This window comes from Ferruginibacter sp., assembly GCF_049840995.1.
Taxonomy (GTDB): domain Bacteria; phylum Bacteroidota; class Bacteroidia; order Chitinophagales; family Chitinophagaceae; genus Ferruginibacter.
In genome coordinates this window covers 154,622-178,283 of the sequence record NZ_JASGIP010000006.1, presented here as the reverse complement: position 1 = coordinate 178,283, position 23,662 = coordinate 154,622, and the positions used below count along the sequence as shown (strand labels likewise).

Genomic DNA, 23,662 nt, shown 5'->3' with positions numbered 1-23,662 from the left:
AATGTTGAATGAGCGGAAACTGCTTCAATCTAAGTCCCCCGGAATTTATCCTGCCCTAAACGGGAGGGGGACAGGGCCTCTACCATTCATCCGTTCTGAACGAAGAAACAGGATATCCCTCTACACTAAATAATTCCCCTACAATAAAATCCTTAAAGGCATAACGCACTGCAACGGGGGTTGCCACCAAAGGCGATGATACCTGTATCATGCCTTTTGCGATCACGGCCTGCGCAGGATAAAATGTTTTATCAGCACCGGCAATTTCAAATTGCGTAAGTGGTTTGGTATAACTCGTAAGACCATTGGGGACATTTTTAAATTTTATAGTGGCTACATTGCCTGTCACGCTGATGGAATCGTACAAGGGACTTTGATAAGCAAACCCTTTGGAAGAATAAGTATCACCCAAAGCGAGGTAGGCAAAACGTTTCCCCACGATCTCTTTATTAAAAGGATGAATGGTCTTTTCATCACCTACATCCATCAATACCACCATGCCACTGTTAGGGATAGACGCTAATGATCTTCGCTGTGCATCTCTTAAATAAGCAGAATTCAATTTTTCGTTGCGGTTGCCTGCAGGTAAGCTGCTGTAAGCATAAGGCGCAATTTGTGCAAAGTAAAAAGGAAAATTGCCCTGTCCCCATTCTGTACGCCATTCCTGTACCATAGCAGGGAATAATTTTTCGTACTGGTCGGGACGGTCATAATTGCTTTCGCCCTGGTACCAGAGGCAACCTTTAATGGTATAGCCCACAAAAGGATGTATCATACCATTGTATAAAGTGGTGGCATTCTTATTGCTCAGCTTTTCGGTGCCGGTGGGTGAAGGGATGGCAATTTCAGGAAATGCCTTTAATGCATCCGCACTCATAAAAGCCTCGGCTGGGGAACCACTGTAGCTGTTGAGGATCAATGCTACCGGCACTTTTAATTGTTGCTGCAACAGTCGCCCAAAATAATAAGCGGTGGCAGAAAAGTTGCTGATATTTTCAGGATTAGCCGTCTTCCAGGAAGAGGTTTTGCTGGTGTCTTTTGTAAACCGTTCCACCGCACGGGGAACAACATAGGTCCTTATCTGATCGTTGGTGGAATTGAAGACCGCGTCGTTGGAGCCATAAATGGGCTGGTCTTTAAAACCCTTCATTGGCATTTCCATATTGCTTTGCCCGCTGCACAACCAAACTTCTCCAATTAAAATATTATTGATCGTTACCGGCTCGCCGTCCGAAATGCTGATGGTATAAGGGCCACCGGCTGCTGGTGTGGCTAGTTTGCCTGCCCATTTTCCTTTATCATCCGCAATAAAGCTATAGGTTTTTTTATTCCATGATGTGGTGATCTTAACGGCGCCGCCTGCCTTGCTCCATCCCCAGATGGCTGCATTGGCCTGCTGCTGTAATACCATGCCGTCGCTGAAAAAGGAGGGTAACTGCACTTTGGCAGAAAGGCTGCCGGAGCATAATAAAAATATTAAAAAGCTAATTGAAAATGCCCGGAATTGTTTTTTGCACGCAATCATTGGAGAGGTTGTTTTATGAATGACGAATGTAACAAAAAACAGGGTTCATACTGTCTGGTACTGTTATTTAAACTGCAACGGCAAAGTGTTTTCTTCGGGAATATTTATGTAATTTTCCTCTTTAAACCGGTTCTTGTGATTTATGAAAGATAATAAAGACAATAAGGAAGGATCGCATAAGAATATCTGGTACGGCCTGGGCCGCCAGCGGATAGAAATTCCCAAAACCATTCTTAAATCGAGGGTGCAGAACAACCCTTTGCTCAAGCACCTGCATATCTGTTCCATTGGTTATTATCCCAAAGCAAAAGAGCATTATACCAACCGCAAAAAAGGTTTGCCCGAAAATTTTATTTTTTACTGCGTGGATGGCCATGGCTGGTATAAAATTGAAGACCAGCATTATGAAGTGGGACCGAATGAATTTTTTATACTGCCGCAAAACAAAGCGCATGCCTATGGCAATGACCCGGAGCATCCCTGGAGTATTTACTGGATACATTTTGGCGGCGATGCCTTGCCAGCATTGAATGAAACTTTTGCGGTGCAGAAACACTTCAAGCCTTTTCATATAAAAAATAATGCGGAGACCATTTCGATATTCACCAAGATATACAAAGCGCTGCAGTTGGGCTATAGTATCGATAATTTACTGTTCGCTAATATGTGCCTTACGCATTTTCTTACCTTATTCATATACAATGCCAGGCATACCGAAGCGGTTGAAGCAGATAAACCTGATTGTGTAGACAGCGCCATTTTGTACATGCAGCAGCATCTCGATGAAAATATTTCATTGAATGACCTGAGCAAGCATTATAATTATTCAGTTTCCCGTTTTTCTAATTTGTTCAAACAGAAAACAGGTTATGCGCCGATCGATTATTTTTTGCAGATGAAAATGCAGAAAGCCTGCCAGCAACTTGATTTTACGAATGAATCCATCAAGCAGATCGCCTTTAGTATGGGTTTTGATGATCCTTATTATTTTTCCAAACGTTTTAAAACGATCATTGGCGTATCGCCTAAAAAATACCGCACTTTAAAGAAGAGCGAATAATCAATACTTAGTTCCTGCAATGAAGCATATTCTCTTTCTTTTTTTAATGCTTGTTTTTTGTATGCCGCAATTGTTTGCGCAAACAAACAACAATAGTTATGATATTATATGGAACACGCCAAGCAAAAATTCTTCCGAATCGATGCCCTGCGGCGGTGGCGATATTGGTATGAATGTGTGGGTGGAAGATGGTAGCATGTACGTGTATGTAGCTAAAAGTGGCAATTTTGATGAGAACAATGCGCTGATGAAAACGGGGAGGATAAAAATAAAATTATCGCCTAATCCATTCGATGGAAAAATATTCAGGCAGCAATTGCATTTACAGGATGGTTATGTAACGGTAGAGGGAGAAAATAATGGTGTAAAGGCAACCGTGAAAATATGGACGGAGATATTCAGTTCGGTAGCGCATTTTGACATTACTGCGAATAAAAAGATACATGTGGAAGCGGCTTATGAAAGCTGGCGTTACCAGGACAGGGTTGTTAAAGCGAGAGAGAATTTTGCTAATTCCTGGAAGTGGGCAGCCCCTAAGAATAATGTGTACAAAAAAGACAGCATTGATTTTATTAAAGATGGGGTACAATTTTATCATTACAATACCGAGCCAACTATTTTTGATGCAACAGTTGCCCAACAAGGGATGGATGCTGTAAAAGATCAGCTGTACAATCCATTAAAACAACTGGCCTTCGGTGGCTTTTTCAATGGTGATAATTTTTCTCCTGCGGGAATTGGCAAAGGAGTTTATGTAAGCACAGATTTTAAAGCATGGGTATTAAAAAGTAATAAAGCAGCAAAGAAACATGCACTCAGTTTATTTTTATATACTTCGCAGGTAGATCATATTCAACTATGGCAACGTTCAATCGACTCGATGGTCACCACAACCGTATCCGATGAAGTGGGATTTAAAAAAACACAACAATGGTGGAAGCAATTCTGGGACAGAAGTTTTGTGCAGATCGACAATGCCAATACAAATTCAAAAGCATGGGAGGCAGGCAGGAATTTTCAACTGTTCCGGTACATGCTGGCCTGTAATGCCAATGGGCAATGGCCTACTAAATTCAATGGAGGATTGTTTACTGTTGATCCTGTTTTTACTGATACAGCTAATAAATTAACACCCGATTACCGTAACTGGGGCGGTGGTTTGCATACTGCGCAAAACCAACGACTCGTTTATTTTCCCATGATAAAAAATGGCGACTGGGACCTGTTGCAACCACAGCTGAATTTTTATGTACGGTTATTGAAAAATGCAGCACTGCGGAGCAAGGTTTACTGGAACCATGGCGGCGCCTGCTTTACAGAGCAAATGGAAAATTATGGCTTGCCCGATTTTGCAGAGTATGGACAAAAACGTCCTGCTGATTTTGATAAGGGCCTGGAGTATAATGCCTGGCTGGAATACGAATGGGATACGGTGCTGGAATTTTGTTTAATGATGCTGGAAGAAGAAAAATATACCGGTAAAGATATCAGTGACCGCATTCCTTTTATAAAAAGTTGTTTGCAGTTTTTTGATGAGCATTACCAGTATTTAGCCAAACAGCGTGGTGCAAAAGCGCTGGATGGAAATGGTAAACTGGTATTGTATCCCGGTAGTGGTGCAGAGACTTTTAAGATGGCGAATAATTCCACCTCCACTATTGCCGCTTTGCATACGATCACTAAAGTACTGTTGTCATCAAAATACGTTAATGAAGAAGATAAAAAATACCTGGAAGAATTTTCACAAAGAATCCCTCCATTGAATTTTACAACCTACAATGGCAAGCCCATCATTGCTCCTGCAAAAACATGGGAAAGAATTAATAATACAGAGCCCACCCAATTGTATCCGGTATTTCCCTGGGGTATTTATGGTGTTGGTAAACCCGGGTTGGATACAGCGGTCAACACTTTTAAATATGATACACTCGCTTTAAAATTCAGGAGTTATATTGGCTGGAAGCAGGATAATATATGGGCAGCAAGATTGGGATTAGCTGATTCTGCATGGAAATACACCGCCTTGAAACTGCAGAATTCCGGCAGAAGATTTCCTGCATTCTGGGGACCGGGCTTTGATTGGGTGCCCGATCATAACTGGGGCGGCAGTGCGATGATCGGTTTGCAGGAAATGTTGTTGCAGGTGGACGACCGGAAAATATTTTTATTCCCTGCATGGCCAAAAAATACGGATATACATTTTAAACTGAACGCACCCTACAATACTACAGTGGAAGCTGAAATAAAACACGGGGAAATCACACTCCTAAGAGTAACACCTGAAGAAAGAAAAAAAGATGTAACAGTGATGTTACAATAAAAAAATACTTTGACGTTTTCAGTAATTGCATAATTTTATCGCCATCTTGTTTCCATCTTAATTAACTTTTGCATTACTGTTATGAAAAAAATATTCCTGCTTTCGGTAGTCTCTATTGTATGTTCCGTTACTTGTTTTGCTACTGTTTATCTTCCTGCCATCTTTAGCGATCACATGGTGCTGCAGCAAAACAGTACCGTGAAAATATGGGGCTGGAGCGAAGTGGAAGAAAAAGTAAGTATCAAACCCAGCTGGGATACCACCACTTATTATGCTGCAGGTAATTCGCTGGCCAAATGGGAAACAATGATCAAAACACCCAAGGCCGGCGGTGTGTACACCATAACAGTAAAAGGCTCTTATAACGAAATTGTAATACAGGATGTACTGATAGGTGAAGTGTGGCTGGCGAGCGGGCAAAGCAATATGGAAATGACCGTGTACTGGGGTTTGAAATATGATGAAGAAGTGAAGAATGCCACCAATACATCGATCCGTTTTTTTCATATACCTAAAAGCTCGGCAACTGCCCCGCAGGAAGATGTGAGAGCGAAATGGGTGGTATGTTCTCCCGAAGCGATGAAAGGATTCAGTGCTGTTGCTTATTTTTTTGGCAGAAAATTAAATGAACAACTGAATGTGCCGGTAGGATTGATCGCTGCTGCATGGGGCGGCACACCGGCTGAAGTGTGGACGCCGGAAGATGTGGTGAAGAACAACCAGGTACTCAATGAAGCGGCTGCAAAGATACAACCCAGTAAATGGTGGCCTAACCTGCCCGCATACACGTACAACGCCATGATAGCACCGGTGACCGGGTTTAAAATTGCCGGCGCCATCTGGTACCAGGGCGAAAGCAATACCGGTACCGCCGCTACTTACCAGCAATTACTTACCGCAATGATCGGTTCGTGGAGGCAAAAATGGAATACTGAACTGCCTTTTTATTTTGTACAGATCGCTCCCTTCGCCTACAACGATAGTAATGTCTGTGCTTTGTTAAGAGAAGCACAAACCAAAACCGCCGCATCAGTGAATAATACGGGCATGGTGGTTACCAGCGACCTGGTGGATAATATAAACGATATTCACCCCAAGCTTAAAAAAGAAGTGGGAGAGCGGCTGGCAAATTATGCACTGGCGGATGCTTATGGTAAAACGGGTGTTGCCTATAAAAGCCCTGCTTATAAGAATATGCAGGTAGAGAAAAATAAGATCAGGATAGCATTCAATGATGCAGGAAAAAATTTAATGCTGAAGGGAAAAGAGGCCACCAATTTTTTTATTGCGGGTGATGACAAAAACTTTTTACCAGCCAAAACAAAAATTGAAGGCAACACGATCCTGGTGTGGAATGAAACGATCAAACAACCGGTTGCAGTGCGTTTTGGTTTCAGCAATAGGGCCATGCCGAACCTGTTCAGCAGCGAAGGTTTGCCGGTTAATTTATTCAGAACTGATGATTGGCCCGTGGATACCAGCCCGGTTAAAAAATAATTACCAGCGCATAAGTCTTTTTAAGTAAGCGGTAAGCTCGCTTGCTATCAGTTGATGTTCTTCCAGCGAAGGATGATAATCGCAACCGCCATTGTACGACCTACTGAAAAAATACTTATCGATCTTTTTATCACCGGATGCAGTAAAGAAATTCACCACGGCAGTGATCTGTGCTTTTAAGAAAGTTTTCAGTTTTTCATCCGCCATCGGGCTGGTCAGCAGCACCAGTTGTGCTTTGGGATAATATTTCCTCAATTGTTTTACGAACGAAATATAAGCATTGCTGAATGTTGCTGAATCCTGTATGCCATCATTTTGTCCCAGGCAAACAGTCACTACATCAGGCTGGTATTTTTTAAAATCCCAGGGTATAGAATCGCCCCGCATTTCTATCTTGTCAAATACCGGCGGCATAATGATATTCATATTACAGCAGCTGTGTATCAAACCGATACCCGATACCGAACTCAAATGCCATTGTGCATGCAATGCCCTTGCAGTAACAGGACCATAAGCCATATACGCATTGTGCTGATCCTGCCAAACACCTTTACCACAGGGAATTTCGCTGGCATCGCTGCTGGCGCCGCAGGTAATGGAATTGCCGATGAATTCAATTTTATGCGCTTGTTTAGGAGCAGGCTTTAATAATTTATCGCAATACACACCGCCCAATTCTATATATCCAATATTCGATTCGGTGTTTTTGCAAATGAGCAAAGTATGTATCCCATCAGTAAGACCGCTGACACTGATATAATTGGTCTTGTACTTTGTCTGGATACGTCGCTCATTATTATCGATCACCACTTCAAGGTAATTATGATCCTTGCCCCATAGTTCCTGGTCTTTAATAATTGCCGAGATCGACGGGCCTTTAAATTGCATAGTGATATACACCCCCGGGGACCACATTCTCGGCATAGCTGTATTGCTAAAATCGATCCTGCCGGTGTATTGTATCATAGCATTATCTGCAGTATAAAATTGCTGCTTGCTTCCATTTACACTGTCTACCTGTATTTTATATGATTGAGCATTACTGCTTAAAACAAAAAACAGCAGGCACGCAAAAAGGAATACCCTTCTGCTATGTTGACCCTTAACTTGAATATTGAACATTGAAAATTGTGTATTAAACATTTTCTTAAATAAAAGAACGTATCCCTTCCGCATTATACTCATGCCGGAATTCTTTGGGGGTACAATCTTTTTTCTTTTTAAAGATCCGGTTAAAGTTGGAGATATTATTAAAGCCGCATTTGAATGCAATTTCATTAATGCCGTGAGTACTGTCGATGAGCATACGGGAAGCATTGCCCAATCTTATCTCGTTGAGTGTATCAATAAAAGTTTTACCCGTACGGGTTTTAAAGAACCGGCTGAAAGCCACTTCACTCATCGATACAATACCGGCAGCTTCTGCCAGCGTAATATTCCGGTCGAAATTTACATTCAAATATTGCATGATTTTTTCCACCCTTCTGCTGTTGTAAGTGATGGTCTCCGCATTCTTGAACGAGATGTCGGAAAGTGTTTTCATATTCCGGGAAGTAGAAAGATCGTGTAGTATCGATATCAGTTCCAGCACCGAATCAAAACCATGTTTCTTGGTAAGATGGAGTAATCTTGGTTTTAAAGCCTTGATAGTTTCTCTCGAAAATAAAATGCCCCGCAATGATTTTTCAAACATAGTGCGGATCAAATTCATTTGATTGCGTTGCAGGAATTTTTCATCAAACAGGTCGCGGTGAAACTGTATCGTGATCTCGGTAAACTCTTTGCTCTTGCAATTATGATTGAACCATCCATGCTGCAGGTTAGGGCCGATCAGCACCAGTTCCAGGTCATCGATCTCATCGATATGATCGCCCACCACCCTTTTTACACCTTTGGCATTGTCAATAAAATTCAGCTCAAACTCTTCGTGGTAATGCAAAGGGAAATTGAAATCAGATTTTACCCGGTAGAACATGGTAAAGCAATCACTCTGTGTAAGGGGTGTTATCTCCCTCAGTAATTTAGGTTGCATACAACAGGCATTCGTTAAAAATACAACCACTGCTTTTGCAGCAAAGTTGTTGTTCAAATGTAAAAGTATAAAAAAAGGACATTAAGCGATTAAAATAATATCAGTTCATTTTATTTGCTGAAATGCAGTACTGGCGGCCATTTTGCGTAATTTCCGAAGCTGGTGGCAATAGCATTGATAAAAAAGTATACTATAATGATAAAATAGTATACGTGCTGTATTTTGTTAAAAATTACTTTTGGTAAAATAAACTTGCTTATATGAAATGTAAACTCCTGCTCTGCATGATCATGTCGTGCATTCTTTATTCCTCCGCTTTTTCGCAAACAAAAACAATTACCGGTACGGTGTCTGATGAAAAGGGAACTACCCTGCCGGGAGCGACTGTTTCTGCAAAAGGAACGGCCATTGCTGTTAAAACCGATGTGAATGGAAAATTCACCATCGAAGTTCCTGCCAAAACAAAAACCCTGCTGGTAACATTTATTGGTATGCAGCAGGAAGAAGTAGGCATCAGTAAATCATTAACGATGACGGTTACACTAAAATCGGTAGCTGCTGTTTTGCAGGACGTGGTTGTGATCGGTTATGGTACCACCCGGAGAGCGAATGTATCTTCCGCTATTTCGTCTGTAAAAGCGAAAGACCTGAAAGACCTGCCTGTTGCGGGTATCGACCAGGCCATACAGGGTAAAGTTGCAGGGGTAACAGTAGATAATAACGGCGGACAACCGGGAGGTGGTGTTTCTGTTAAAGTACGTGGTATCACCACCATCAACGGAAACGATCCGCTGATTGTAATTGATGGTGTGCCGTTTTACGAAAACACCCGCCAGAGTTCTGGATATGCAGGATTAGGTGGTTCAAACGGTCAGACCGGTAACAGTGTGATGGCCACTTTAAATCCCAATGATATTGAATCGGTGGATATATTGAAAGATGCATCGGCACAGGCTATCTACGGATCAAGAGCTGCAAATGGTGTTATTTTAATTACTACTAAAAAAGGAAAATCAGGTGATGGTAAAATAAACTACGATGCTTATGTAGGTGTTGCTCAGATCTACAAAAAATTAGACCTGATGGACCTGCAGCAATTTGCTATTTATCAAAACCAGATCGCAACAACGCCTACCGGCGAATTTGCTGATCCTTCCAAACTGGGTAGAGGTACCGACTGGCAGGATGCAATGTTCAAAAACGGTTTGGTGAACAGCCATCAATTAAGTTTCTCCGGCGGTAATGATAAAACAGTGTATTACCTGTCGATGAATTATTTTAAACAGGAAGGTACATTGATCGGTTCTGACTTTACAAGATATTCCACCCGCTTTAATTTAGATCACCAGATAAAACCATGGATGAAAGTAGGTGTAAGTTCCAATGCCAATAAAGGTATTCAGCACGTAGCATTATCAGATGCTGCGCCGGGTGCTATCTGGGATATGGCGATACTGAACCCGCTGGTACCGGTTAAAAACCTGGATGGCAGCTGGGGTGGTGGCGCCAATAATTTTATTCCCGGTGTGCAGTCAGAAAATATTGATAACCCTGTTGCCAATACAGAACTTAGAAAGAGCAGGGTGAACACCATGAGCTTCTTCGGCAATGTATATGCAGAAATAAAATTCCTGAAAAATTTCTCCCTGCGCAATGAAGTGTCTTATTATTATGGACCTTATGATAATGTTGCGTACCAGTTAGCAGGTAACGTTGGCACCCGCCAGTTAAGCTCGCAGTATTTCGATTACAGGAGTACTTATGGACAATGGACACTGCGTAATTATTTAAACTACAACTGGTACAAGGGCAAGCATGGTGTAAGCGCTACTGCAGGCCACGAAGCACAGTATAATTACAGCCAGTCCATCAGCGGCAAAAAAATAAATTTAGCCAACAACCTGTTAGACCTGAATGCAGGCAGCAGCGACCAGACCACCTGGGAACTGGGCGGCGGTAAAGGCGATGGCGCTTTGGAATCTTATTTTGCCAGGGGCAGCTATACTTACGATAACCGTTACTCGCTTACTGCAAGTATACGTAGTGACCGTTCTTCCAACTTTGGTTTGAACAACCCGGTTGGTTATTTCCCCGGTGCATCTTTTGCATGGACGGTGAGCAACGAAAAATTTGCACAGCCCTATAAAAATATTGTAAGCAATTTAAAACTGCGTTTTGGTTACGGCGCTGTAGGTAATTTCAGTATTCCTTACAGGGCAGGTGTTGGTTTCTGGCCTGGCCCGGTTGGCTTTGGCACATCCAGCTACCTGAATGGTATTTTAAATCCTGATCTTACCTGGGAAAAAGTGATCACCACCAATGGTGGTTTGGATGCAAGTTTCCTCAATGGCAGGATCGATCTTTCAGTAGATGTGTATAACAAATCAACTGCTTCCATGATCTTCATCGGTACAGGTCCACGTTTGTTAGGTGTGGGTGATAACTGGGATGACCTGAAAGGACCGGTGATCAATACAGGTAAAATGACGAATAAAGGAATTGATATCAGTATCACTTCTAACAATATTAAAACAAAAGATCTTACATGGAAAACCACCCTTATTTTCTCCAAGTATAAAAATGTGCTGGATAAACTGGCGGGCGCAGGATCGGCCATTTACGGCAGGGTATTTTACGATCAATACCTGTTGACCAAAACAGTGCCCGGCGCGCCTATCGGTTCTTTCTTTGGATACGTAACAGATGGTTTGTTCCGTACGCAGAAAGACCTTACCAACAGCTTACCTCAATTTGGTTATCCTGTAGACCAGGATCATACCTGGCTGGGTGATGTACGCTTTAAAGACCTGAATGGTGACGGAAAGATCACCGAAGCAGATCAAACCAGCATCGGCAGCCCGTTACCAAAATTCACTTATGGATTAACCAACACGGTGAATTATAAAAACTTCGACCTTACTGTTTTCATACAGGGCAGCCAGGGCGCCAAGATCTATAATTTCTTAAGGTGGAGACTAGAAAAAATGGATAATACCTATTCCAATCAATTAACGTCTGTGCTTGACCGTTATACAGACACTAACACCGGTGCATCATTGCCCCGCTACAAAGTGGGCCAGGTAAATAACGTGGCAGTATCGGACCGTTATATTGAAGATGGTTCTTACCTGCGCATTAAAAATATCGCTGTAGGTTATCGCATACCGGAATACCTTTTAAAGAAAGCAAGGATCAGCAATGCCAGGATCTATGTTTCTGTGCAGAACCTTGCCACCATTACAAAATACACCGGTATGGATCCGGAGGTCGGTGCATACAATAATGATATCCGTTTAATAAATGTGGACCAGGGGCATTATCCCAACCCACGTTCATTCACAGCCGGTATCAATATTGAATTATAATCTTAACCGCTAAATTTTTTAAAATGAAAAATAAATATTTATATGTTGCCTTGATTGCTGCTTCCGCAGTAGTGGCATCATGCAAAAAATCGTTTACCGACCGGCCTGCGCTGGATGGTACCACCATCGACAATTATTACAATTCGGCTGATGAAGTAAGAAGTCTTACCAGCACTTTGTACGGATTGCCCTGGTCGGGTTTTGAGAACAGGGCCATGGATTGTATTGGCGATGAACTGGCCGGTAATGAATTTACCGGTAGCGGCAACGCCGATGATTATCCTTTCCAGAGTTTCACCATTTCATCTAACTCAGTAAGATTGGCCGATGCCTGGAAGATGTTTTATAAAATAGGCGGCTGGACAAGCGAGTACATGAATGCACTAACGATAAAATTATCCAAAGGTGGTAATCCAACTTTCATCAACCCGGCTATTGCAGAGTGTCATTTCTTCAGGGGTGTGGTATATTTTTATGTAGCACGTATCTGGGGTGATGCGCCTATTGTAACCGAACCAGGCAGGGTGATCTTATCGGGTGATTTTAATATACCCCGCTATTTAAAAGCAGATGTGTTCCGCTTTGCATTGGAAGAATTAAAACTGGCAGAAGCAGGATTGCCTGAAACAGATCCTCAAAAAGGAAGGCTTACTAAATATGCTGCAAAAGGTATGATGGCTAAACTGTACCTGTACACGAAAGATTATGCCAATGCAAAAGCAAAAGCGCTGGAAGTGATCAACTCGGGCAAGTATAAACTGGTAACAGATTACGCAGGCATGTTCAACAGCAGCAAGAACAATAACAATGAAGAATGTTTATTCTCCATACAGCACCAGCTGGCCGGTAATCCATGGGGCACAGCCAGCCAGAAACAACCCGATCGTGGACCGGGTAATTTGCAGACATCCGAAGCCAATATGTGGGAATTGTATATACCCACTGTAGATGTGGTGGCTGCTTACGAATCAGGCGATACCCGCCGCAAAGGTTCTATCATGGAACATGGATGGTCTTTCCCCAGCTGGAAACCAACTGCAACCGGTAACGCGGCATACAATACATTTATGGCGAATGGTTATAAGTATGATACGCTGCAACCTGTAGGCCAGGGCGGACAAAAAAATGAGACCAGGGCCAATATTGCAAAATATGTAGTAGGACCGGGTTCCGGCTTTGGAGGCGAAACTGTTATCGGTATGAATACCGGTATCAATACGCCTTTGCTACGCTATGCAGATGTGCTGTTGATATATGCAGAAGCCATACTCGGCGATGCAGCCAGTACCACAGATGCAGAAGCATTGAAATCATTTAACCTGGTTCGTGCGAGGGCTGGGCTGTTGCCTAAGACCACTATCAACTCAGCAGATATTTTACACGAAAGAAGAGTGGAATTTGCATTTGAAGGTGACTACTGGTTTGATATACAACGCCAGGGATTTGCTAAAGCAAAAGCCATTATACTGGCGCAGAACCGCGGTACCACGCAGTATCCCAAATACATCACCATTACAGAAGATATGCTTACACTGCCTATACCTGCTGCTGAAGTGGCGCAGGACCCCGAACTGGCTAAACCACCTGTAAAATATTATTAATAAAAAATAAAAATCAGCATATGAAAAAAGTTTCATTCCATATAATAGCACTGTTGGTTACTGTTTTTGTAATAACGTTTGCATCGTGTAAAAAAGACAGCGACGGCAGCCCGGATTATAAAGCCGGTACACCGGCAACTTCCATAGGCATTAAACCCGATTCCGGTTCGGGTGGTACGGTGCTTACGCTCACCGGTACAGGTCTTGGACAAATGCGCAGCATTGTGTTCGATAATAAGAATGTGCCTGCACCATTCCAGTCTACATTGAACACAGAAGAGAATATCATCTTCCGTGTACCGGATACCGCTTATGGCGGCCCGCAGAATATCATCTTTACTAACAGTGAAGGCAAGACGCTGAAAGTGCCTTTCAGGGTCTTGGCTTATCCCGTGGTATCCAATATCTTTCCTACGGATTTTGTCGCAGGTTCTACCGTAACTATTACAGGCAGCAACCTGGATGACGTAAGCAGTGTAATATTTAACGGTACCACCGATGCGGCTACCATTGTTTCCAAAACAAGGGGACAGATGGTGATCACGATGCCTGCCACCACATTGACCCGTGGCTTTTTAAAAGTAACTAATGCCAGCGGTTCGGTAGTGGCCACGCAGGAAATGGTGAATGTTGCAAAAGCTTCTATTGTATTTGACGAAGCATTGCAGAATGGTTTCCAGGATTGGGGATGGGGCGGTACTTACACGGCATCCACCGATGATAAGATCACCGGTCTTAAATCTTTTAAAGGCGCTTATGATCCTGCAGGTTCATGGGGTGGTATACAGCTAGGCGGAGGTACCATCAATCTTACCACCGAAAAATATTTTACTTTCTGGGCCAAGGGTGCCGAAGTGGATAAGAATGTGAATGTGAACCTGAACTGGGCCAACACCAAAACCATTACCATACCGGCCAATAAATGGACCTATTTCAAGTATAACCTGGCAACCGATTTTCCGGGTACCACTTCTGTAAACACCGTGGTGTTCCAGATAAATGATGCCGGTAAAACTATTTATTTCGATAACATCATGTTTGTAAAATAAACAGGAGTTGTTATTTATTGAACTATAAAAATTTTCTCAGCAGTTAGTTTTTGGTTACATCAAAAAACGTCGTTCTGGAGCATAACAGGTTGTATTTGTTCTGGAACGGCGTTTTCTATAAAAAGCGAAGGGTGTATAAAATAATTACCACATATTTTGTTTGTTTGTTTGCCTGCTTCCATCATTCGCTGTTAGCTCAAAATAATTTTGTGCAAACACGGCAACAGCAGTTTTCTATCAATGATAAACCCTATTATTTTATCGGCACCAATATGTGGTATGCCGGTATTATTGCCATGCCCGATAACAAAGGTGGTGACAGGACGAGATTATTGAAAGAACTGGATCTTTTAAAAAGTAAAGGCATCAATAATCTTCGGGTATTGGCAGGTGCACAGGGGCAGGAGAAGATCATCAACGGAGTGCAGCCGGTACATCCTGCATTACAGACAGCACCCGGTGTTTACAATGATGATCTTTTGGAGGGGATGGATTTTTTATTGCAGCAACTGGAGAAAAGAAAAATGTATGCTGTTTTCTTTTTTACCAACAACTGGGAATGGAGTGGCGGCATGCTGCAATATTTAAACTGGCATGGAAAGATCAGTGATACAGCACTGGCAAAAAAATATGCATGGGATGAATACCGGGCACATGTAAGCGGCTTTTATAGTTGTGAAGCATGTAAAAATGATTACTGGAGCCTGGTGAAACATATTTTGCAGCGTACCAATAAATTAACCGGTCGCAAATACACAACAGAGCCCGCCATCATGGCCTGGGAAGTGGCCAATGAACCCAGACCGATGTTGCCCACTGCCATCAATGATTATAAAACATTCCTGCAAAAAACAACGGCGCTCATTAAGCAATTAGATCCTGCGCATTTACTTACGCTTGGTGTGGAAGGATATATGGGCACAGAAAACATGCAGGTATTTGAGGAGATTCACCGCGATGAACATGTTGACTATGCCACGATACATATCTGGCCTAAGAACTGGGGCTGGTATAAAGACAGTTCGTTTGCAAAAGATATTACAACAGTGATCAATAAAACAGCGGCTTACATCAACGAACATGCAACTGTAATGGAACGTATCAACAAGCCATTGGTGCTGGAAGAGTTTGGATTGCCGAGAGACGGACTTTCTTTTTCATTGCAAGCAACTGTCAACAACAGGGATCAATATTACCGTTCCATATTTGATCATTTATTAAAAAGTAAAAACGAAGCACAATGTATAGCAGGCGTTAATTTCTGGGCCTTCGGTGGTTTGGGAAAGCCTGCAAAAAATGCCACACCCTTCTGGAAAGAAGGCGATGATCTTTTAGGCGATCCGCCAATGGAAGAACAGGGATTGAATGCTGTTTTTGCAACGGATATTTCTACCTGGAAAATGATCGGCGATTATACCGCATTGTTAAAAAAATAAAATGAAGCTAACCCGATCATATAGCATTGTTGTTACGGCTATTATGGCAATGTTGCTGCATACAGCAAAGGCGCAACAAAATACATTGTTGCCCTGTGATAAAGATGCAACGACGCAAACTAAAGCCCTGTATCAAAACCTGCGCACTTTAGCCACAAAAGGTTATTTGTTCGGCCACCAGGATGACCTTGCTTATGGCGTGAACTGGCGTTATGAAAAAGACCGCAGTGATGTAAAAGAAGTCTGCGGCGATTATCCGGCAGTATATGGATGGGATCTTGGCGGACTGGAAAGAGACGGCAATGATAAAAATATTGATGGCGTGCCTTTTAAAAAAATGAAGGAGTTCATAAAAGAAGGTTACCAGCGTGGCGGCGTGATCACTTTAAGCTGGCATTTTGATAATCCACTTACCGGCAAAGGCGCATGGGATACTGCCCATGGTACCGTGGCTTCTATATTGCCGGGTGGCGCTAATCATGCATTGTTTAAAACATGGCTGGACAAAGCAGCCAATTTTATTTTATCGTTGAAAGGAGATAATAAAGAATTGATACCGGTACTCTTCCGCCCTTTTCATGAATTGACGGGCACATGGTTCTGGTGGGGAACCAATAATTGTGTTGCAGACCAATTTAAAGTATTGTGGCGTTTTACTGTTTATTATTTAAAAGAGGTAAAAAAATGCCATAACCTGCTCTATGTGTATAATACCGGTGGCGATTTTAAAACAAAGGAAGAATTCTTGGAACGTTACCCGGGAGATGATATGGTGGATATTATAAGCTTTGACAGTTATCAATGGGGCGATCCATCTAAGGACGATGGGTTCCCCCAAAATGTAAATAACTTATTGAATATTTTAGATAGTGCAGCAGTGGAAACCAATAAATTGACCGCTATTGCAGAAACAGGTTTTGAAGCGATACCCTATGCAGCATGGTGGACGGCTGTATTGCAAAAAGCAATAGGAAAACATAACTTGAGTTACATTTTATTATGGCGCAACCACGGTTATAATGAATGGATGAAAAAAATGCACTACTATGTTCCTTACAAAGGACAGGTATCAGAAAAGGATTTTGTAAAATTTTATAACGACGACCGTACGCTTTTTGAAAAAGAAGCGGCCAAAGAAAATTTATACCAGCAGCACTAAACAGTAACACCACTAATGAAACTGCAATTTTTAGATATCGCTATCATATTTACTTACCTGGCCGGTATGCTGATGCTGGGCTGGTTCATGCGTAAAAGAGCAAGGCAAAGCAAAGAGAGCTACCTGATGGGTGGAAAAAAACTGCCCTGGTATATGCTGGGCCTTAGCGATGCGTCGGATATGTTTGATATCAGCGGTACGATGTGGATGGTGGCATTGTGTTTTGTATATGGAGTAAAAAGTTTGTGGATACCCTGGCTATGGCCCGTGTTCAACCAGGTGTTCAATATGATGTATCTATCCAAATGGCTGCGGCGCAGCAATGCCGATACCGGTGCAGGATGGCTGGGTACAAGATTTGGATTGAGCGGTAAAGGAGTGCAGGCATCGCATACGGTTGTGGTGGCCTTTGCATTGATCGGTTGCCTCGGTTTCCTGGCCTATGGGTTTGTAGGGCTGGGAAAATTCATTGAGATATTTGTACCATGGGATAACGTGAAAGCGTATGTGCCTTTTACCGTAGCCCCGCAATACGTTGCTCATTTTTATGGCATCGTTTTTACAATGTTCGCAGTTTTTTATTCCGTACTCGGCGGTATGCACAGTATTGTGCTGGGCGACGTGATCAAGTATGTGATCATGACCATTGGATGTATCGCTATTGCAGCGATCGCCATGCGGCATCTGCACGGCAATAATTTAAATGTGCCGAAAGGATGGAATGATCCCTTCTTTGGCTGGAAGCTGGACCTTAATTGGAAAGGCATAGTGGATGATGCGATGAAAAAGATCGACAGCGATGGATATGGCATGTTCGGTATATTTTTTATGATGATGTTATTTAAAGGGGTTTTCGCATCGCTTGCAGGGCCGGCACCCAATTATGATATGCAAAAGATATTAAGCACCCGCTCACCGAAAGATGCTTCCAAGATGACCGGCTTTGTTTCGCTGATATTATTGCCCGTGCGTTATTCCATGATCATTGGTTTAACCGTGTTGGGATTACTGTATTATAATCAACTCAATTTAAGCGATGGCAGTGGCGGCGTTGATTTTGAAAAAGTATTGCCCGCAGCTATAAACCAGTTCTTGCCCGTTGGCATTTTAGGATTGGTATTGACCGGTTTATTCGGCGCCTTTGTAGGTACATTCTCCGGTACATTGAATGCGGCACAGGCGTACTTTATGAACGATGTGTATCTGAAATATATTGACCCATCAGCCAGCAATAAAAAGATCATCAAGGTGAATTATTTATCGGGGATCATCATTGTGGCAGTAGGAATAGTGTTTGGCTTTTTGGCAAAAGATGTGAACAGCATATTGCAATGGATCGTATCAGGATTGTATGGCGGTTATATTGCTGCCAATGTACTAAAATGGTACTGGTGGCGCTTTAATGCACATGGATTTTTCTGGGGCATGTTTGCCGGCGTGGCAGGTGCATTGGTGTTTTCTAAATTCTTTACAGGTGTGGAGTTCCTATATTATTTCCCGTTGCTGTTTGCAATATCCCTGGCAGGATGCCTTGCCGGTACTTATACAGCACCACCCACAGAAGAAGCAGTGCTGAAAAGATTTTACAGCACAGTAAAGCCCTGGGGCTTCTGGAAACCTGTTCATCAACTGGTGCTGGCAGATGATCCGGCTTTTGTTCCCAATAAAAGATTTAAGCTGGATATGTTCAATGTGGTACTGGGCATAATAGCGCAATGCTGCTTGACAATTTTACCCATGTACGTGGTGTTGTGGATAAAACTGCCTTTGCTGATCACAATAATAATACTCCTGGTGATTATCATGATACTTAAAAGAACCTGGTGGAATAAACTGGAAGACTAACAATACTTTTTGTAAATAAAAATTTACAGTATGACAAAAGATTTTAAAAAACGGCTGAATGACCTGGAACAGGCTCATGATGCTTTGATAGCAAGACCCAATGGGGCGGTAGAATTCAGTAATGGCATCATAACCCGCTATAAATACCCGGTACTAACGGAAATGCATACCCCCTTGCATTGGCGCTATGATTTTAACCCGGACAATAATCCATTTTTAATGGAACGCTTTGGTATAAACGCGGTATTCAATTCCGGCGCTATGAAGCTGAACGGTAAATATATCCTGCTGCCAAGAGTGGAAGGTGCAGACCGCAAATCTTTTTTTGCGGTGGCAGAGAGTGATAACGGAATTGATAATTTTAAATTCTGGGATAAGCCGATCATCATACCCGAAACAGGGATACCGGATACCAATATTTATGATATGCGCCTGGTGCAGCATGAAGATGGATGGATATACGGTTTGTTCTGCACCGAACGCAGGGACAGCAATGCACATATCGGCGACCAGACGGCTGCAATAGCACAATGCGGTATTGTACGCACTAAAGACCTGCTTGAATGGGAACGGTTGAAAGACCTGGTAACACCTTCACCTCAACAAAGGAACGTGGTGTTACATCCTGAATTTGTGAACGGGCAATATGCTTTTTATACAAGACCGCAGGATGGATTCATAGAAGCCGGCAACGGCGGCGGCATTGGATTCGGCCTTAGCAAAAGCATTGAAGAAGCCGTGATAGACAAAGAAACAGTGATCGCACAAAAGGTATATCACACCGTATACGAAGCTAAGAACGGGCAGGGACCGGCACCAATAAAAACCAGCAAAGGCTGGCTGCACCTGGCGCATGGCGTACGCAATACCGCAGCGGGATTGCGTTATGTATTGTACATGTTCATGACGGCGCTCGACGATCTTACCAGGATCATTCATCAGCCCGCAGGTTATTTTATTGCACCCGAAGGAAATGAAAGGGTAGGAGATGTATCCAACGTGGTATTCAGCAATGGCTGGATAGCAGATGATGATGGTACGGTATACATCTATTACGCATCATCCGATACAAGAATGCACGTGGCAACATCCACCATAGAAAAACTGCTGGACTATGTGATCAATACAGCACCGGACGGATTCAATTCTTTTGCATCTGCATCCACGGTAACAAAAATTGCAGAAGATAACCTGGCCTATTTATCAGAACAGGCGATGGAAAAAATGCAACCACACCTCATTAAATGAAAACGATCTTACAAAGTTACAGAACGGAAATGCAGTGCGAACTGGAAGCCATTCTATCCTACTGGATGAAAAATACAGTAGATGAAAAGAATGGGGGCTTTATAGGACAGATCGATCATAACAATACTGTTATCAGCGAAGCGCCTAAAGGAGCTGTGCTGAATGCAAGGATACTCTGGTCTTTTTCGGCTGCTTATAATTTAACCGGTAATGTTGATTACCTGCAACATGCGAAAAGAGCATTTGAATACATCTGCGATCATTTTATTGATAAAAAAAACAGGGGCGTGTACTGGACCGTGGATTGTAAAGGAGATCCATTGGAAACAAAGAAACAGGTATATGCACAGGCATTTACCATCTATGCCTTCAGCGAATATTATAAAGCAACCAAAGAAAGCAGCGCAATTATAGAAGCCATCGAATTGTATGATGCCATTAATAAATACAGTTACGATACAGTGAATGGCGGGTACACAGAAGCATTCACAAGAGAATGGCAGGCAATGGATGACCTGCGGCTGAGCGATAAAGATGCCAATGAAAAAAAATCGATGAACACCCACCTGCACCTGTTGGAAGCTTTTACATCATTGTACAAAATATGGCGGTACGAGCCCGTAAAAAATAAAATAACAGAACTGGTGCGTTATTTTTTACAGCATATCATCGATCCTGTTACGCATCACCAGTATTTATTTTTCGATGAAAAATGGCAACCAAGGTCTTCCACAATTTCTTACGGGCATGATATTGAAACAGCCTGGTTGTTACAGGAAGCCGCGGAGGTTACAGGAGACAAGGAATTGATCGAACAAACAAAACACATGGCGGTTTGTATGAGCGATGCTGTAATGAAGGGCATGGACAGTGATGGAGGATTGTGGTACGAGTATGAGATCGCATCAGAACATTTGATCAAAGAAAAACACATGTGGCCGCAGGCCGAAGCGATGGTAGGGTATTTTAATGCCTACCAGAATACACAGGACCGTTCGTACCTGGATATTTCATTGGCCTCCTGGCAATTTGTGCAGGAACATATTCAGGATAAAGAAAATGGCGAATGGTTTTGGGGTGTAGGTATGCAGCTCCAGCTGCGTACCGATTGGGGTGTAGGTACACGCCTCGAGACGTGTACCTACACCCCCATGAAAAAAGACAAAGTCGGCATCTGGAAATGCCCCTACCACAACAGCCGTGCCTGTATAGAAATAATCAAAAGGATCAATCATTTAGAAAAAAATAATACGCATGAAGCATAAGCTATTTATTGTATCGTTTTTTTGTTGCATGATCAGCTGCGCTGCAATTGCACAGGTAAATAAAAATACCGATGCGCAGGTAGAGCAGTTACTAAAGAAAATGACCCTGGATGATAAGATAGGCCAGATGACACAGGTAACACTGGCAGTAATTGCAAAAGGCGGCTGGGCCAATACGGATGGGGCACTCGACCCGGCATTGCTGAAAGCTGCCATACATAAATACCATGTGGGTTCCATGCTCAATACCACGGCGCATGCGCTGGATGTGGATACCTGGCGTAAACTCATTAAAGAGATACAGGATGAAACAAAGCAAACAGACCTGAAGATACCCGTGCTGTATGGACTGGATGCGATACATGGGCAAACCTACACCTTGAACTCCACACTGTTTCCACACAACATATCAATGGCGGCTACACGAAATCCGGCATTGGTAAAAGCGGCAGCAAAAATTACAGCGAAAGAATTAAGGGCATCAGGTGTGCGCTGGAATTTTGCACCTGTATTGGACCTTGGCAGGCAACCGCTATGGTCCCGCTTTCCCGAAACCTATGGTGAGGATGTGTATATCGGCAAAACATTGGGCGCTGCTGCCATAAAAGGCTACGAAGAAGATGGGCTTACTAATGCAACAGCAGTGGCAAGTTGCATGAAACATTACCTCGGTTATTCTGCATCCCGTACAGGTAAAGACAGAACGCCGATCTATATGCCGGAAATAGAAATGCGGGAATATTATTTACCGCAGTTCAGGGAAGCGGTGAAAGCAGGTTCCTCCTCCATCATGATCAACTCCAGCGATATCAATGGTACGCCGGTGCATGCCAGTAAATATTTATTAACGGATGTGTTGCGGAAAGAACTGGGCTTTAAAGGCTTGATCGTTACCGACTGGGAAGATATCATTCGTTTGCATACCATTCATAAAGTAGCGGCTACGCCGAGAGAAGCCGTGGTGATGGCGATCAATGCGGGAATTGATATGAGCATGGTGCCCGGCGATTATTCTTTCTTCGACCTGCTGAAAGAAGCGGTAGCAAAAAAAGAAGTACCCATGAGCCGCATTGATGATGCGGTAAGAAGGATACTGCAATTAAAATTCAAAGTGGGTTTATTTAATAATGCTTATGCAGAAGAAAATGCCCGTGCAAATTTTGGCAGACCGGAGTATCAAACAACTGCGCTGGAAGCTGCACACGAAGCAGTAACACTGGTAAAGAACAGCAATAATATATTGCCCTTATCCAAATCATCAAAAGTGCTTGTTATTGGTCCTACAGCACAAAGCATCGCCGCATTGAACGGCAGCTGGAGTTATACCTGGCAGGGCAACCAGGAAGAATGGTATCCCAAAGACAGTAAAACATTGGCGGATGCTATTGCAGCAAAGGCGGGTGCAGCCAATACGATCATTATAGGAGGAAAGGGTTTTGATAACAAAGCCAACTACGATGTAACAGCTCTTAATAGTAATGCGGCCAATGCAGATGTGATCATCTTATGCCTTGGCGAAAATGCGTATGCAGAAAGCCCCGGCAATATCCGCGACCTTGCATTGCCCGAAGAGCAGGTGAATTTAGCTAAGGCAGTTTTTGCAACGGGCAAAAAAGTGATCTTGATATTACAGGAAGGAAGGCCAAGATTCATTACAGATATTGAACCAAAATGCGAAGCGATTGTATTGCCCTTCTGGAGCGGTAGAAAAACGGCAGAAGCCACAGCAGATGTATTGTTTGGCGATTACAATCCCAATGGAAGGATGCCCTTCAGTTACCCGAAAAGTATGGGGGAGATCGTGATGTACGATCATAAAGGCACAGAAGAAAAAAGAGAAATATTCAATGCGGATGTATTATGGAATGGATATGATCCGCTGTTTGCATTTGGTGCAGGATTGAGCTATACCAGCTTTGCTTACAGCAACCTTCAATTGAGTACAACTGCTTTAAAAGGAGATCAAAAATTAACGATTAGTGTTACTGTGACCAATACCGGTAAAATAGATGGCAAACATACCGTGGAGTTATACAGTAAAGACCTGTATGCCAGTATTGTGCCCAATAATAAAAGATTGCGGGCATTTGAAAAAATTGACCTGAAAGCGGGAGAGACTAAGCAAGTGAAATTTGTGATCGATAAAAACGACCTGGCATTTGTAAATGCACAATTAAAAACGGTTACGGAACCCGGCGAATTCGAAATAATGGTGGGTGATCTTACAGCAAAATTCACCTGGAATAATTAATGACCCCTT

15 protein-coding genes are annotated in these 23,662 nt (G+C 42.8%); 12 read left to right on the top strand and 3 right to left on the bottom strand.

Annotated elements, in window-relative coordinates; genetic code table 11:
- Positions 1-79 precede the first annotated feature (79 nt).
- Complete coding sequence (locus tag QM738_RS16015; RefSeq protein ID WP_462277736.1) at positions 80-1,525, bottom strand: sialate O-acetylesterase; 1,446 nt, start codon at positions 1,523-1,525, stop codon at positions 80-82.
- A 142-nt stretch (positions 1,526-1,667) separates the two neighbouring features.
- Between QM738_RS16015 and QM738_RS16010 the strand changes: the two genes are divergently transcribed.
- From QM738_RS16010 to QM738_RS16000, 3 genes are all read left to right on the top strand, one after another.
- On the top strand, positions 1,668-2,585 hold the full coding sequence (locus QM738_RS16010; RefSeq protein ID WP_462277735.1) for a helix-turn-helix domain-containing protein: 918 nt from the start codon (positions 1,668-1,670) through the stop codon (positions 2,583-2,585).
- Positions 2,586-2,604: 19 nt separating this feature from the next.
- Positions 2,605-4,905, top strand: a complete 2,301-nt coding sequence (locus QM738_RS16005) for a DUF5703 domain-containing protein (RefSeq protein ID WP_462277734.1) — start codon at positions 2,605-2,607, stop codon at positions 4,903-4,905.
- 81 nt (positions 4,906-4,986) lie between these two features.
- Positions 4,987-6,402, top strand: coding sequence for a sialate O-acetylesterase (locus QM738_RS16000; protein ID WP_462277733.1), 1,416 nt, complete (start codon positions 4,987-4,989; stop codon positions 6,400-6,402).
- On the opposite strand, the gene QM738_RS15995 is transcribed toward QM738_RS16000, so the two are convergent.
- Together QM738_RS15995 and QM738_RS15990 are read right to left on the bottom strand one after the other, a co-directional pair.
- A complete protein-coding gene (locus QM738_RS15995; RefSeq protein ID WP_462277732.1) occupies positions 6,403-7,524 on the bottom strand; it encodes an SGNH/GDSL hydrolase family protein in 1,122 nt (373 codons plus the stop codon).
- Between the two features lie 25 nt (positions 7,525-7,549).
- On the bottom strand, positions 7,550-8,491 hold the full coding sequence (locus tag QM738_RS15990; protein WP_462277731.1) for an AraC family transcriptional regulator: 942 nt from the start codon (positions 8,489-8,491) through the stop codon (positions 7,550-7,552).
- A gap of 203 nt (positions 8,492-8,694) precedes the next feature.
- Between QM738_RS15990 and QM738_RS15985 the strand changes: the two genes are divergently transcribed.
- The 9 genes from QM738_RS15985 to QM738_RS15945 all read left to right on the top strand — a co-directional run bounded on the left by QM738_RS15985 (position 8,695) and on the right by QM738_RS15945 (position 23,653).
- Entirely contained in the window at positions 8,695-11,799 is a 3,105-nt protein-coding gene (locus QM738_RS15985; RefSeq protein WP_462277730.1) for a SusC/RagA family TonB-linked outer membrane protein, read from the top strand.
- Between the two features lie 23 nt (positions 11,800-11,822).
- A complete protein-coding gene (locus QM738_RS15980; protein ID WP_462277729.1) occupies positions 11,823-13,400 on the top strand; it encodes a RagB/SusD family nutrient uptake outer membrane protein in 1,578 nt (525 codons plus the stop codon).
- Positions 13,401-13,420: 20 nt separating this feature from the next.
- On the top strand, positions 13,421-14,449 hold the full coding sequence (locus QM738_RS15975) for an IPT/TIG domain-containing protein (RefSeq protein WP_462277728.1): 1,029 nt from the start codon (positions 13,421-13,423) through the stop codon (positions 14,447-14,449).
- A gap of 209 nt (positions 14,450-14,658) precedes the next feature.
- Positions 14,659-15,885, top strand: a complete 1,227-nt coding sequence (locus tag QM738_RS15970; RefSeq protein WP_462277727.1) for a glycoside hydrolase 5 family protein — start codon at positions 14,659-14,661, stop codon at positions 15,883-15,885.
- Position 15,886: 1 nt separating this feature from the next.
- Positions 15,887-17,044 (top strand): glycoside hydrolase family 26 protein, encoded by a 1,158-nt coding sequence (locus QM738_RS15965; protein WP_462277726.1) that lies wholly within the window; start codon positions 15,887-15,889, stop codon positions 17,042-17,044.
- A gap of 15 nt (positions 17,045-17,059) precedes the next feature.
- On the top strand, positions 17,060-18,889 hold the full coding sequence (locus QM738_RS15960) for a sodium:solute symporter family protein (RefSeq protein ID WP_462277725.1): 1,830 nt from the start codon (positions 17,060-17,062) through the stop codon (positions 18,887-18,889).
- Between the two features lie 30 nt (positions 18,890-18,919).
- Positions 18,920-20,137: a glycoside hydrolase family 130 protein gene (locus QM738_RS15955; RefSeq protein ID WP_462277724.1), complete on the top strand. Its 1,218-nt coding sequence runs from the start codon at positions 18,920-18,922 to the stop codon at positions 20,135-20,137.
- Positions 20,134-21,402, top strand: a complete 1,269-nt coding sequence (locus tag QM738_RS15950) for an AGE family epimerase/isomerase (protein WP_462277723.1) — start codon at positions 20,134-20,136, stop codon at positions 21,400-21,402. The genes QM738_RS15955 and QM738_RS15950 overlap by 4 nt, the downstream gene beginning before the upstream one ends.
- Positions 21,392-23,653, top strand: a complete 2,262-nt coding sequence (locus QM738_RS15945) for a glycoside hydrolase family 3 N-terminal domain-containing protein (protein WP_462277722.1) — start codon at positions 21,392-21,394, stop codon at positions 23,651-23,653. The genes QM738_RS15950 and QM738_RS15945 overlap by 11 nt, the downstream gene beginning before the upstream one ends.
- Positions 23,654-23,662: the final 9 nt, after the last annotated feature.